Here is a 13,661-nt window from a genome sequence, read left to right on the forward strand (position 1 = left end):
GATAGTGATTTTGCCGATGAATAGCAATGCAATAATAATTATCGGGCTATCCCAAAAACTCCATATCCTCTGCAGATAATTCTACAGCTGCAGCCTGCAAATTTTCTTTCAGGTGTACTAAAGAAGATGTGCCGGGTATAGGCAGTATCATGGGCGAACGATGCAGCAACCATGCTAAATTCATTTGCGCCACGCTTACGTTGTGCTTCTGTGCTATTTGCATTATCTTATCGGCATTGGCGGGCAACGAAGTATACAATGAAAAGTAGGGGATCAACGGAATTTGGTGCGCTTTACAAATATCCAGTATCTCCTCGCCACCGCGGTTTTCGCCATGGCCATTGTCAAAAGTAGTGCGCTGACTGTAGCCATACATGTTTTCAACAGTAGCAATGTTGCCTAAATCTAAACCTTGCTCCAGTTCGGCACGGGTAACGTTGCTAAGCCCTACATGCTGTATTTTGCCTTCTTTTTGCAGATTGAACATAGCACCAACCGACTCTTCAAATGGTATACCGCTGTTGGGCATTACACGAAAGTGCACCAGCGATATTTGTTCCTGCTTCAACGTACGCAAGTTGTTTTCAATACTTATTCGTAGTTCGTCGGGTCGGTTAAATGGCACCCAACTTTTATCATCGGCACGGGTGGCACCTACTTTGGTGCAAATTAATAAGTTGTTTGGATAGGGGTATAGTGCTTCGGCAATCAGGCGGTTGGTGATATCGCGACCGTAATAGTCGGCCGTATCAATAAAGTTTACGCCTTCTTCCACTGCTGTCTTTAATATTTGTAAGGCCTGCGGACGGTCGGCTGGTTCGCCCCATATTTGCGGTGAACCTGTAAGGCGCATGGTACCATAACCCAGGCGGTTAACCGTTAAAGGCTGCGCAGTATTAGCACCAATGGTAATGGTTGATTTTAATGTTGATGAGAATGTAAGCATAAGTAGAATCTATAATTTTATAACACAAAATTATACCTTATGATTCAGCATCTATGGTGAATACTTCAGTTTTTACTGGCGAGGGAATAAATGATATTACAGCGTATGATGAACGTGATCTTCAATCTTGGAATGCTTATGCGTATCGCGCATAAATACATAAATCAAGAGAGAAACGGCAATGCAGGCGGTTACATACCAGTAAAACCATTGCGGATGTCCGGCTTGTTTAAACCACAAGGCAAAATATTCGGCAGTGCCGCCAAACAATGATACCGCAATGGCATAAGGAAAGCCCACGCCCAAGGCACGTACTTCAGCCGGAAAAAGTTCGGCTTTTACCACGGCGTTAATGGAGGTGTAACCGCTCACAATTACCAGGGCGGCAAGTATCAGTGCAAAGGCAACCCATTTATCGGTAGTGTGACCTAAACGGGTAAGTATGGGGATAGTACATAAACTGCCCAACACACCAAAGGCTATGAGCAAAGGCCTGCGGCCAATACGGTCAGAAAGGGCACCAAAGGCAGGTTGCAGCAGCATAAAAGCCACCAGTGTTAAGGTAGAAATAAGCGTGGCATCAGTTTTTGAAAAGCCTGAGGTGTTCACCAAAAACTTTTGCATGTACGTAGTAAAGGTGTAAAAGGCCACAGTACCGCCAATCGTTAAGCCAATAACGGTAAGTACGGCTTTAGGGTGCTGCATTAGCGCCTTAATGGTACCGCGTGCCGGGGTATTCTCTTTTTGCGTAAATGAGGCCGACTCTTGCAAACTGCGGCGTAAAAACATTACGCTAATAGCCAGCACCGCACCAATACCGAAGGGTATGCGCCATCCCCAATTGTGTAACTGGTCTTCGGTTAAAAAGAATCGTTGCAGTAAAACCAGCACGCCTAAGGCAATTAACTGCCCCATTATTAAGGTAACATATTGAAAGCTGGAGTAAAAACCCCGGTTCGAGTGCGTGGCCATTTCGCTCAGGTAAGTTGCGCTGGTGCCATACTCGCCGCCCACACTTAAGCCTTGAATAATACGGGCAATAACCAGCAAAATAGGAGCGGCAATACCAATGGTTTTATAGCCGGGCACAAAAGTGATGAGGAGTGAGCCCGCGCTCATTAATAAGATGGATGCGGTTAGTGCTTTTTTACGCCCATGCCTATCTGCATAAGTACCCATAAGCCAGCCGCCTATAGGGCGCATTAAAAAGCCTATGGCAAATATGCCGGCCGTATTTAATAACTGTGCGGTAGCGTTTTGTGCAGGGAAGAAAGAGGCTGCGAAATACAACGAAAAAGCGGAGTAAACATACCAATCGTACCACTCTACCAGGTTGCCCAGCGAACCGCCGATGATAGACCTTAACCTTTGAGATACGCTGATGGTATTTTGCTGTGCCATGGTGCAATTTAGGCAAACATAATTAGCTCGAGATAATTGAATTTAATTAAACATCAGTTGGAAGGAAGCACATCGGCCTCGGTTTGGGTTTCAGTGCTTTTTACAATTTGATGAATGGTATCATCAAGTTCTAAAACTGCTTTTTCCATCATTTGCAAAACCTCCGAGCCGGGGTCGGTACTTTCCAGCTTCAATAAATGCATTAACCCTAAAATGGAAGCTACCGGTTTGCGCAATTCGTGCGATTGCATGTAGGCTATTTTTCGCAGGGCTTCGTTTTGCTTAATTATCTTTTCTTCACTTTGCTTACGCTTAGTAATATCGGTTGAGTTAAAAGATACGCCTATAATATTCCCGTTGGCATCGTAAGTTGGGTTGTAACTTATTTTAGACCAGATAGGCTGCATGCCTTCAAAGTTGATCAGGCGTTCATGGCTTACCATCTCGCCGCTTAAAGCTTTTTGTACATGCGTTACAAAATCATTTACATAAGCAGGATAAATAAAATCGGTTGAAAGATTGCCTGCCTCTACAGATTTGCCAAAAAGATGGTAAGCTACATCATAAAAGGTTTTATTGAAGGTTATTACTTCCATATTACGGCCAATAAGCAAATGGCTGGATCTTGAACTTTCAAAAAACGACCGGAGTTTGTTTTCGGAGTTTTTGGCTTCGAAGTATTGCTCCTTCAATATGCCCAAACTTAACTCAAACTCAACCATGCTTACGGCCTGGCGGGCCAGTAGTTGCAGCATAAGCTGACGCCTTTCTGATAACGGCTTAGCTTGCTGGCCTAATACGTAAAGGCTGCCAATATTTTGCCCGTCGTGTGTCATGAGCGGTACGCCAGCATAAAAACGGATATGTGGCTCGTTTACAACTGCCGGGTGCCGGGAAAAATTGGCGTTTAATAAGGTATCTTCAACTACCAAAACCTTATCATGTTCGAGGTTTATATTCCACTCGGCAGGTTCCAATGCCTCGTAACTGGTTAAAGAGCTAACATCAAAGTGATATTTTAAAAGTCCGTCATCCAACAAAACGAGATATGCCGCAGGCGTTTGGCATGCTTCGGCTGCCAGGGTAACAATATTTTGCAGCTCATTTTCCCGGTTAATGTTTAGATCCAGGAATCTTTCCATCGACCGAATTTTAAAAAATTCGTTATAGGACATCTTTACAGAGAGAGGGTAATAAATACAATTGGTATAGCAATATACGATAAAAGTATACTTAACGTTGTGTTATTGCAACTAAATGTCAATTTGTTTACAACTCAGCTTTGTAACTAAAATCTTAAGAGGTAATTTTTTGCACACTTATGATTGCAAGTAACTAAAATTTTGTGGTGATCATCACTTGTAAAATGTTTCTTCTGAAACCGCCGTCCAACTCTTTTTGAAACCAGTACATATACCCCAGCTCGGTATCAATTTTCTTACTCCAGCGATAGCCCAGCGAAACAAATGAGCGGTTTTGATCGAACAAGCTATGGTTAACCCGATCTTTATGCTGCACGTTCAAAAACAACTCATTTTGAATGCCGGTGTATAGCCCACGGGTAAAGCCGGTGTCGGCCATAAGTGGTATTTGGGCGCTGACAAAAGCACGTGCCCGTTGTGAAAACCGGGTGTTTTCTTCTTTGATCCAACGCTGCTCCAGGCGCGCCCTTGCACTAAGTTCGGTACGATGTATTTTAAAATTGTACAGGTATTGCTGGTAAAGGCGCCTCTCTAAAGTATAAGCCGTTCCTTCAGTTTCGTGTTCCCAATCGCCTTTGTAGGCATAGCCCAATGCAGCCGAATGCTTTTTGTTAAAATTATAACTAAGCGCGCCTCTTAACAGTAAGGTGTTTAAATAGTCAAATTTGTTGGCGGTGCGTAGCTGAGCATCCATCAATAAATCAAATTTAGAGCTTAGCTTTTGCTGATGGGTAATAAAGAACCAGCCTTGGGTTTCGTTAGTTTGCGCATAAGCGGTAACGCTTGCAAAGCATAAGATAAACCCTGTTATTTTTTTCAGCATCCCAGTTATTTGTATTGAAGTTTAAACTTATAAACCTTCTATTTGTTCGTAAAATTCAATAGCAAAACAATGAGTAATTATAAAATAGGCTGGGCCGGTTTGGGCAATATGGGTACGCCCATGGTAAATAATTTATTAAAAGCCGGCTACCCGGTTCAGGTATATAACCGCACACGTGAAAAGGAAAAAGAAGCCATTGATGCAGGTGCCACATCGGCCGCTGATTTGGCGCAACTGGCAACCGATAATGAGGTGATCATGGTAATGGTATCTGACGATGCCGCTGCTAAAGAAATTTTTACAGGTGAAAATGGACTACTGGCAGGTAATGCAACGGGTAAGCTATTCATTAACGTGAGTACCGTAGCATCCGAAACTTCTAAGTTTTTAGATGAAAGCTGCCGTGAGAAAGGCGCCGGGTTTATGGAAGCACCTGTATCGGGCAGTGTAAAGCCCGCACAGGATGGTACGCTTATTATGTTGGTAGGCGGAACTGAAGACGCTCATCAAAAGGCAAAACCTATATTGGATGTGCTGGGTAAGTTGACAGTTCACACCGGGCCAGTGGGGGCAGGGGCAGCCGCTAAGTTGGCTATAAATTACTTTTTAGGCCTAAACCTGCAAGGTTTGGCCGAAACCGTTTTGTTTGCCAAAGCTAACGGCGTGAGGACCGAAGATATGCTCACCATTATTAATGAGGGTGCGGTGGGAAGCGGTATTACCAAACTGAAATCTGCATCGATATTAAAGAATGAATACCCGGCCGCATTTGCCTTGAAGCACTTGGCTAAAGATTTACGCCTGGCTAAGGAGCAAGGGTTAAATACTCCGCTAAGCTCACCGTTGTATGATAGCTTTAAACAGGCGCAAGCCGGTGGACTGGGTGACGACGATGTGATGGCGATCTACAAATACCTGGACAAGTAAGTTAAAAGGAGGCACTTTACAAATGCCTCCTTTTTTATTGTTATAAATTTTCTTGCTGTTGTAACAAAGTATTTAGATATTTATCTAAATATTAAAACAAGCGTTTGAACAAGCTCTTTAAAGCACTTAACGACCCCACCCGGCGCGAGATACTGGAAATGTTAAAGGAGAAAGATTTAACGGCCGGCGAAATTGCCGATCGCTTTCATATTTCCAAACCCAGCATCTCGCATCACCTCGATTTGCTCAGGCAGGCAGGGTTAGTGGTATCGGTAAAAGAGGGGCAGTTTATAAGCTACTCGCTTAACACTACGGTGATGGACGAGATGCTGCAATGGATATTACAGTTCACCAATAACAATAAGTCATCATGAAAAAGTTTACCTGGTTTGATGCCGCCGCGCTGGTAGTGTGGTTACTGCCGGTTGCCTACCTGTTCTTTATTTATCCAACATTGCCTGCCAAAGTACCGCTGCATTTTGGTCCGGGTGGCAAACCCGATGCTTTTGGCGAACCTAAAGATCTGTTTGGTTTTCAATATTTGTTGTTGGGTGTATCGTTAGGCGTATACCTGCTTATTAAATACCTGCCGCAAATAGATCCAAAGCAAAAAGCTAAATACAGTGCCGATACTTTTCAAAAAATGTCTCTTGGTATGGTGCTGTTTCTGTCGGCCATTAACCTGGCTGTTTTGTTTGCTACGGCCAATGGTAGTTTTAATATCGATAAATTATTGTACCCGCTCATGGGTTTATTCTTTGCGTTTTTAGGCAACTTGATGAACAGCATTAAGCCTAACTACTTTGCAGGTATACGCACTCCGTGGACACTGGAAAGTGAAGATACCTGGCGAGCTACACACCGGTTGGCGGCAAAACTATGGTTTTGGGGTGGGGTGCTTATCACTATCATCACCCTCTTAATTAAGGGGCAGGCGGCAAGTACGTTTTTCCTATGCGGTACTATAATGTTAGCCTTAATTCCCATGGTATATTCCTTCATCTATTTTAAAAAACATCAGCTTAAAGCTGAATAACATTTCATGAAATCTCTTTTCGTATTATTTGCCGTTTTCTCGTCAGCTGCGGTTTACGCACAAAATATCAGCGGTAGCTGGAATGGCAATTTGCCTAACGGCAATGCCAGGCTGGCTATTATGTTCAATATTAAGCAGTCGGGCAACACCTATACAGCAACATTCGACGTACCCGACCAAAAGGCTTTCGGCATACCCTGCAGCGCTGTTTTATCTAACGATAGCATTACGCTTAGCGTAACCGCCATAGGTGCTTCTTTTAAAGGGAAGTTAAACGGTAATGTTATCAGCGGTTTTTACACGCAAAACAATGCAAGGTACCCGCTAACCCTTACGCGGCAGTTACGTCCGCAAACACCTGTGCCTCCTTATGCCTACAACAGTGAGGATGTTGAATACGACAGTGCCGATAAGAATATACACTTTGGTGCTACTTTAACCCGGCCCAAGGTAAACGGAAAGTATCCGGCAGTAATCATTATTTCGGGCAGCGGTGCGCAGGACAGGGACGGTACGCTGTTCGGTCATAAACTATACGCCGTATTGGCCGACTACCTGACTAAAAATGGGATAGCCGTTTTAAGAATAGACGATAGGGGCACAGGTAAAACTACATTAGGTAAAGAGGGAGTTAATGCTACGAGTTTGAGCTTTGCAAACGATGTTGAAGCCGGACTTGATTATTTAAAAACCCGCGTCGATATTGATACCCAACACCTCGGCTTAATTGGCCATAGCGAAGGTGGTATTATAGCGCCTATGGTGGCCGCCCGCCGTAAAGATGTGAGCTTTATTATATTGTGGGGTGCTCCTGTAGTTGGTGGTGCCGTGATAAGCACCCAGCAAAACGCCGATCAGCTTAGGCAGGCTTTGCATTTAGATACCGACCCAAAAGGAAAAGAAACAGTGGTTGCATTTGTAAATTTACACACCCAGGAGTTGGCTTTATTCAATACAGTTAACAGCGAGGCTGAGTTAAACACCAAAGCTATGCAGATATTCAACACCTGGAAAGCCGCTCAAATGCCCGACGTGTTAAAGCGACTGATGGTGACCGATAATAGTATGGTAGGGCAAACCGTGACCGGGATGTATGGCGGTTTATACAAGCAGCCCTGGTTCCGCAATTTTATTACCTATAACCCGGTTACTGATCTGAGCAAGGTTACCTGCCCGGTACTGGCCATAGGTGGTGCTAAAGATACGCAGGTAAACACTAAAGAAAACCTGCAACTGGTTAACGAGGTGCTTACCAAAAACCACAATAAAAGTTTTAAAACGGTGGAGTTACCATCACTCAATCACCTCCTGCAAACAGCGCAAACCGGTAATTTGGCCGAGTATGGACAAATAGAAGAAACGCTCTCGCCCGTTGCATTAAACTTAATCGGCAGCTGGATAATATTGCAGGTAAAATAGCGATTGTGTAAACTATTCATTACAATTATACGGGGAGGCGCAATACTTTGTACCTCCCTTTTTTTGTATGATCATTTTTAAATAACTTCCCGCTTGCATTCTTTTTAACTAACTATATGAAAAAATTCTACGCATTATCGGCTGCAGCATTTTTGTGTTCGCAGTTGTATGCACAGGCACCTTTAAACACTGCAACGCCGGTGCAGCCGGTTAAAGGTAATTATCAACTTGCCGGCAGGTATTCTCCCGCCAAAATAAGAAAGATGGTGTTCAGCACCGCTGTAGACCCGCATTGGCTTAAAGGCTCCGACAGATTTTGGTATATGTACGAAACCAGCAACGGTAAAAAGTGGTACATCGTTGATCCATCTGCGCGCAGCAAAAAGCAGTTGTTCGATAGCGACAAGCTGGCCGCAGCTATTACCCAAATTATAAGAGATCCTTTTGATGGCCAGCATTTGCCTATAGAAAACCTGAAATTCACCAGGGATGAAAAGGTGATACAGTTTGAATTGAAGAGCACGTTAGACCAGCTTAAGAAAGACCGCAAGGACAAAAAGGCTGCCGACTCATTAGAGAAAAAAACCTTTTACTTCCAGTATAACCTGCAAGACCAAAAACTGGTGGAGCTGAAAAACTACGAAAAGGTAAAGCCAAAACCAATGTGGGCCAGCATAGCACCCGATAGTTCGGCCATTATATTCGCCCGTAAGTTCAACCTGTATTGGATGGATAAAGCCAACTACAAAAAGGCTTTGAAGAACGAAGACGATAGCACCATTGTAGAGCACCAACTCACCAAAGATGGCGTGGAGAACTACGATTATGGCAACGGCTTTGGCAACGAAACCAATGTAGAGCGCGAGAAAAATGCGAAAAAACGTAAGGCTACGCAAGTATTATGGTCGCCCGACTCAAAGCATTTTGTAATGTTCCGCACCGATCAGCGTAAGGTAAAAGACCTTTGGGTTATTAACAGCATAGCCATGCCTCGCCCAACGTTAGAAAGCTACAAGTATCAGATGCCCGGCGAAAAAGAATCGCCTATCCGCGAAATGCTGCTATTCGATTTTGCGGCCAAAACCTCTAAAAAACTGAACGTAGCCTTGTTTAAAGACCAGGAGCTTTCTACCTGGCCTGCACCACAACTGCAAAAGAACCGCGATGATGAATTTCGTCCGTCGGTTTGGTTGGGCAGCAACAGTAAGTTTTACTTTTACCGCACAGGCCGCGATTTGAAAAGGATAGACGTTTGTACGGTAGATATTAATACCGGCGCTGTGAAGACCGTTATAGAAGAGCGGATGAACACTTATGTGGAAATTAACCGCCCCGGTTTGGTGAACGATGGTAAAGAACTGGTAGAATGGTCGGAGCGCGACGGTTGGGCACATTTTTATTTGTATGACGAAAATGGCCAGCTTAAAAATCAAATCACCAAAGGCTCGTTCCATTGCGAGGAAATCGTGAACATTGACCAAAAGAACCGCGTGCTGTATTTCACTGCTTCGGGCCGCGAGGCGCAAGATCCGTACTACATGCACCTGTACCGCATTAACCTGGATGGAAGCCATCTGGAGTTACTAAACCCAGGCAACTTTGACAATAGCAACAGCATGAGCGATGATGCACATTATGTAGTAAACACCGCATCACGTGTCAACGCTGCGCCGAAATCTGTTTTGTTAGATAACTCTGGCCATAAATTAATGGAGCTGGAAACTACCGACCTGACAGGGTTAATGGCATCGGGCTATAAGTTTCCCGAACCGTTTAAGGTAAAGGCCGATGATGGCGTGACCGATTTGTACGGCGTTATGTATAAGCCGTTCGATTTTGATCCGGCTAAAAAGTACCCGGTAATTGAGTACGTATATCCTGGGCCGCAAACAGAAGCGGTAAACAAAGCCTTTAGCGCCAGCATGAACAATGTTGACCGTTTGGCGCAGTTAGGCTTTATTGTGGTAACGGTGGGTAACCGTGGCGGTAACCCCGGCCGCAGCAAGTGGTACCATACTTACGGTTATGGCAACCTGCGCGATTATGGCTTGGCCGATAAGAAAGCGACGGTAGAACAATTGGCCGACCGCTATCCTTACATTGATATTACCCGCGTAGGTATTACCGGTCACTCGGGTGGTGGCTTTATGTCTACTGCGGCATTGCTGGTTTATCCTGATTTTTATAAGGTGGCCGTATCCGAATCGGGCAACCACGATAACAGCATTTACAACCGCTGGTGGAGCGAAAAACATCACGGCGTAAAAGAGATCATCACCCCTAAAGGCGACACCACGTTTCAATATACTATTGATAAGAACCAGGATTTGGCCAAGAACCTAAAAGGCCACCTCATGTTATCAACCGGCGATATAGACAATAACGTAAATCCTGCCAATACTATCCGCGTTATCAATGCCTTAATTAAAGCTAATAAACGTTTTGATTATGTGTTACTTCCCGGCCAGCGCCATGCTTATGGTGATATGACCGAGTACTTCTTTTGGCAAAAAAGCGACTACTTTGTTAAATACCTGCTGGGCGATTTTTCGCAACCGGTAGATATGTTGGAAATTGAGCGCGATGTTGAACAAAACAATAAGCGCCCCGCAGGGGGCGGCGGCGAAACAGCCGGGCAATAGTTTTTGCTGAATATACCAACGAGGCCGTTTTTCCGAATAAGAAAAACGGCCTCTTTTGTTCATATAAGTGATTTTTTAATTTATAGAGTTGTAACAACCATTGGTTCGTAAGGTCTTAACTGTAAACTAAACCTTATCGCAATGCTTAAAACTTATTCACTTTTAACTTTCTTATTTCTTTCGGCGGGAGCCTTGGAAGCCAGATCACAATCAGTACCAGATACTATTATCCCCAGTAACCACAAACTTAATGTAAGTGCATTGAAGCCGGGTTTAAAACAGTACCTGGTTTACGCCCAATCAGCGGCTAAAAATAAGGTGCTTAATCTATCTGTTTGGGTACGCGATGTTAAAGCCGGTACACATAATGGTGAGGCCGTAATTACCACTACCCAGCATTGGTATAGTAATGATACTGCTGCTTACCGGTCGGTATATTCGGTAAACAGAGGCTCCGATTTTATGCCTATCTACCACACAGAAACTATAGGGAATCATACCCGCGCCTATAACTGGGCACCAACCCGGGTAACCGGTGCCGATACCCTGGCTGCTAATGAGTCCAAAACTTTTAAGCTCGATCTGCAAAAGCCCTGCTTCAATTGGAATCTGGATATTGAAACCTTTGAGCAACTTCAGCTGGCTTCAGGCAAGAGTTTTGCTATTAATTTTTATGATGCCGGACACGGCGAACCAAAGTACACCTTGTACAAGGTTGTCGGTAGTGAGGTGCTAACCATGCTGGATAATACAAAGATAGATTGCTGGAAACTGGAAACCGGTGGCAAGGCGCCTAACGGTATGGACTATACGCAAACCTTCTGGTTAAGCAAAAAGGGGCATGAGTTTGTCAAAGAAGAAGACAAATTTGGGCCTAACATGCGCGTGAAAATCAAGTTGCCGCTCACCACTCCCAACATAGTGGCTAATTTTAACCGTTAAGTTATCAGTAACAGTTCGGTTAGCTATGTGCTGCCGAACTGTTATTGCTTCAAATAAGCTGCCTTACTTCATATATAAGTACTGTACTCAAGGCAAAGTTGAACAAATCAATACCCCGCACTCGAACCGCCACCACCCGCGCTTCCGCCGCCAAAACGGCTGCCGGGGTTGGTTGGGGCAGCACCTGTATTGCTAAAGGTTTCGCCAATAATGATTGATTCTATGTTTAGGTGATCTAACACACTGCTGCGTTTTAATGGCGCGGTGGTAAAGCCCTGCTTAGGTGTTTTTAAATATTTGATTACTGCATAACTTATGAGCAACATTACTGCACCGCCAATACTCAGGGCAACTTCAATGGGAAGTACATGATAGTAAGTACGGAAAGTATAAACTGCACCGGCCACTAATAGTAAACCAACACGCAGCATGATCATGTTCCTGGTTTTTATACCCCAGGCTATGTAGCCTAATGGAAGTAGTATGGTGATGATCCAGAATATAAAGCCGAAAGGCAGGGGAGCGCCCGGTGTGTTGTGCAACTCGTTACTCAACTCGTTCACTACATAATAATTGCCCGACAGGTAGAGCGTTAATAAGCTCAATATTTGCAACACATGCAGGCAATGGTCATAATAATAAGCTTTAGGGTGTTTAATTAGGCGCTTGCTAAAATAATATATACCGCCCGATACCAGCATGAGCACAAAAGGAAGCGTAGCCATACCAAATCCACCCAAATATTGCCAAGCGAAAAATATAAAGGCCAGCAGCGAAAGGCAGCTCAAGGCGCTCATCAGCAAATCGGCAAAACGAAGGGAAAGGTAAACACTCACAGCAAGGGTGAATAAACTGATGCTGATAAAATGCGATTGAGAATTGTCAATGGTGTCCATCATCCAGCCAAAACCACCAATTAAAAACCCGGCCGTTGTTATAATTAACGCATTATCTACGCCCGAGCCATAGTGGTAATTATCTTTTACCCATTTTTCAAGGATAAAATAGTTGCCAATTCCTAAAATTAATGGCCACATAAAATTTTCGATCAAATGTGATTCTGCCAAAACCAGGCTAATCATACCCGTTGAAAAAGCTACGATGATAAGCGTGAGCACAAACAGTCCAACACGCATTAATATACCGTAAGAGGTTAACCTCGAAAAGTACTTAGCCTTTAGGTTTTTCAGTTCATTGTCGGTCAGGCATCCGGCATCATGATCGTCCTCAAACTGCTCCTGAAGCTTTAAGTTATTAAGCCATTCTTTGTTATGGATGATCATGCTGTTTTGAATTTTTTATAAGTGGATGTTAAAAGGAATATAACTCCAACGGCCGAAAGCGTCATATACATCATGCCCATTGCAATAATGCCTTCACCCACAGTATCCATGCTTAATATCCTGAAAACAAGGCAGCTTGTAGCGAAATAACCATACAAAACTGATAGCAGTGCGAAATAATAGCTCTTTTCTTTAAACGAGTCGAAGTACAAACCTACCGACAACCCCAGTGCGGCGAATAACCAAATAAAAGATATGCTTTCATCATAATTGAAGAAGTAACCCGCTAACAAGGCCACACTGCTGGCATGTATGCCGTAATGCTCGTAAGTAAACTTAAAGTGCTTTTTGATGACAAATTTTTGGGTGCACCAGGCGGCAGCAAGCAGCAGTAAACCAAAAGCTAAGTAAGCAAAGATGATGCTTTGACTGTTAAATGTTCCTTCGGCTAATAGGTGCCTGGGCGTGGCCGTTACACCCATCCAAACGCCTAAATTGGCAATGGCCATATTGAGGATGCCTATGTGGTCAAAATCATAAGCAATATAAAACAAGGCAACCATAGGTATAGCTGTAGCTAACCCGTAATTGGTACCGAAAATTGTATACTGGTATTGCAGGTAACCAACAAATATTAGAAAGCTTAAAGTACCTAACAGCAATACATAATCAAAAAAGGTATTGGGCGTTTCTACCCTTGACCGGCTGTAGGGCTTTTTGTGCTTAAAGCTGTAAGTGAAGCATCCGACAGTTAATAATGCAATAAAGGCAATAATAACCTGGTGACCAATGGTGTCAATGTTTTTGTAAACCAGTGTGCCTACACCACCGGTAAGTAGTGTAATACCTAAGTACAGTACGGTTTTAACCTCCCAATGAACAGATAACAGCGGATTGCTCCGGCGTTGCTGCAGCTTTTCAAACGACTCATCGCTTACCAGTTTTTCGGTATGCAACTCGTCGTATATTTCATAATTGTGATGCGTAGTCATTAAGGTATACAGCTGATTTCTCCAAGTATACTGAATTTTGAGTACGCA

The 13,661-nt window shown here is 43.8% G+C and carries 12 protein-coding genes; 6 read left to right on the plus strand and 6 right to left on the minus strand.

Annotated features, from left to right (window positions below):
- Positions 1–46 precede the first annotated feature (46 nt).
- The 4 genes from IEV61_RS08035 to IEV61_RS08050 form a co-directional block, all read right to left on the minus strand.
- Complete coding sequence (locus tag IEV61_RS08035) at positions 47–946, minus strand: aldo/keto reductase (RefSeq protein WP_188415490.1); 900 nt, start codon at positions 944–946, stop codon at positions 47–49.
- A 96-nt stretch (positions 947–1,042) separates the two neighbouring features.
- Positions 1,043–2,347: an MFS transporter gene (locus IEV61_RS08040; RefSeq protein WP_188415491.1), complete on the minus strand. Its 1,305-nt coding sequence runs from the start codon at positions 2,345–2,347 to the stop codon at positions 1,043–1,045.
- A 53-nt stretch (positions 2,348–2,400) separates the two neighbouring features.
- A complete protein-coding gene (locus tag IEV61_RS08045) occupies positions 2,401–3,489 on the minus strand; it encodes a GAF domain-containing protein (protein ID WP_188415492.1) in 1,089 nt (362 codons plus the stop codon).
- A gap of 193 nt (positions 3,490–3,682) precedes the next feature.
- Positions 3,683–4,372: a DUF2490 domain-containing protein gene (locus tag IEV61_RS08050; protein WP_188415493.1), complete on the minus strand. Its 690-nt coding sequence runs from the start codon at positions 4,370–4,372 to the stop codon at positions 3,683–3,685.
- 42 nt (positions 4,373–4,414) lie between these two features.
- Here IEV61_RS08050 and IEV61_RS08055 point away from each other — a divergent pair, with 42 nt between their 5' ends.
- The 6 genes from IEV61_RS08055 to IEV61_RS08080 all read left to right on the plus strand — a co-directional run bounded on the left by IEV61_RS08055 (position 4,415) and on the right by IEV61_RS08080 (position 11,338).
- Positions 4,415–5,299: an NAD(P)-dependent oxidoreductase gene (locus tag IEV61_RS08055; protein WP_262890594.1), complete on the plus strand. Its 885-nt coding sequence runs from the start codon at positions 4,415–4,417 to the stop codon at positions 5,297–5,299.
- A gap of 104 nt (positions 5,300–5,403) precedes the next feature.
- Positions 5,404–5,673, plus strand: coding sequence for an autorepressor SdpR family transcription factor (locus IEV61_RS08060; RefSeq protein WP_188415495.1), 270 nt, complete (start codon positions 5,404–5,406; stop codon positions 5,671–5,673).
- Positions 5,670–6,335 carry an SdpI family protein gene (locus IEV61_RS08065; protein WP_188415497.1) on the plus strand — a complete coding sequence of 222 codons (666 nt, stop codon included), beginning with the start codon at positions 5,670–5,672 and terminating at the stop codon, positions 6,333–6,335. The genes IEV61_RS08060 and IEV61_RS08065 overlap by 4 nt, the downstream gene beginning before the upstream one ends.
- Before the next feature lie 6 nt (positions 6,336–6,341).
- Complete coding sequence (locus IEV61_RS08070; RefSeq protein ID WP_188415499.1) at positions 6,342–7,754, plus strand: alpha/beta hydrolase family protein; 1,413 nt, start codon at positions 6,342–6,344, stop codon at positions 7,752–7,754.
- 116 nt (positions 7,755–7,870) lie between these two features.
- The gene (locus IEV61_RS08075) at positions 7,871–10,396 is read left to right on the plus strand and encodes a S9 family peptidase (protein ID WP_188415500.1); all 2,526 of its coding nucleotides are present in this window, start codon (positions 7,871–7,873) and stop codon (positions 10,394–10,396) included.
- Between the two features lie 141 nt (positions 10,397–10,537).
- On the plus strand, positions 10,538–11,338 hold the full coding sequence (locus IEV61_RS08080) for a DUF3108 domain-containing protein (RefSeq protein WP_188415502.1): 801 nt from the start codon (positions 10,538–10,540) through the stop codon (positions 11,336–11,338).
- A gap of 107 nt (positions 11,339–11,445) precedes the next feature.
- Here the strand turns inward: IEV61_RS08080 and IEV61_RS08085 are convergent, their stop codons facing one another.
- Together IEV61_RS08085 and IEV61_RS08090 are read right to left on the minus strand one after the other, a co-directional pair.
- Positions 11,446–12,621, minus strand: coding sequence for a hypothetical protein (locus IEV61_RS08085; protein ID WP_188415504.1), 1,176 nt, complete (start codon positions 12,619–12,621; stop codon positions 11,446–11,448).
- The gene (locus IEV61_RS08090; RefSeq protein ID WP_188415506.1) at positions 12,618–13,613 is read right to left on the minus strand and encodes a DUF2157 domain-containing protein; all 996 of its coding nucleotides are present in this window, start codon (positions 13,611–13,613) and stop codon (positions 12,618–12,620) included. Before IEV61_RS08090 ends, IEV61_RS08085 begins: the two co-directional genes overlap by 4 nt.
- Positions 13,614–13,661 lie beyond the last annotated feature (48 nt).

Origin of the sequence: Mucilaginibacter galii, from assembly GCF_014635825.1 — a bacterium.
Taxonomy (GTDB): Bacteria; Bacteroidota; Bacteroidia; order Sphingobacteriales; family Sphingobacteriaceae; genus Mucilaginibacter; species Mucilaginibacter galii.

What these genes read in the sequence shown, in the direction of transcription:
- IEV61_RS08035 (WP_188415490.1), bottom strand. Translation starts at nt 946, where the DNA reads ATGCTTACATTCTCATCAACATTAAAATCAACCATTACCATTGGTGCT.
- IEV61_RS08040 (WP_188415491.1), bottom strand. Translation starts at nt 2,347, where the DNA reads ATGGCACAGCAAAATACCATCAGCGTATCTCAAAGGTTAAGGTCTATC.
- IEV61_RS08045 (WP_188415492.1), bottom strand. Translation starts at nt 3,489, where the DNA reads ATGGAAAGATTCCTGGATCTAAACATTAACCGGGAAAATGAGCTGCAA.
- IEV61_RS08050 (WP_188415493.1), bottom strand. Translation starts at nt 4,372, where the DNA reads ATGCTGAAAAAAATAACAGGGTTTATCTTATGCTTTGCAAGCGTTACC.
- IEV61_RS08065 (WP_188415497.1), top strand. Translation starts at nt 5,670, where the DNA reads ATGAAAAAGTTTACCTGGTTTGATGCCGCCGCGCTGGTAGTGTGGTTA.
- IEV61_RS08070 (WP_188415499.1), top strand. Translation starts at nt 6,342, where the DNA reads ATGAAATCTCTTTTCGTATTATTTGCCGTTTTCTCGTCAGCTGCGGTT.
- IEV61_RS08075 (WP_188415500.1), top strand. Translation starts at nt 7,871, where the DNA reads ATGAAAAAATTCTACGCATTATCGGCTGCAGCATTTTTGTGTTCGCAG.
- IEV61_RS08080 (WP_188415502.1), top strand. Translation starts at nt 10,538, where the DNA reads ATGCTTAAAACTTATTCACTTTTAACTTTCTTATTTCTTTCGGCGGGA.
- IEV61_RS08085 (WP_188415504.1), bottom strand. Translation starts at nt 12,621, where the DNA reads ATGATCATCCATAACAAAGAATGGCTTAATAACTTAAAGCTTCAGGAG.
- IEV61_RS08090 (WP_188415506.1), bottom strand. Translation starts at nt 13,613, where the DNA reads ATGACTACGCATCACAATTATGAAATATACGACGAGTTGCATACCGAA.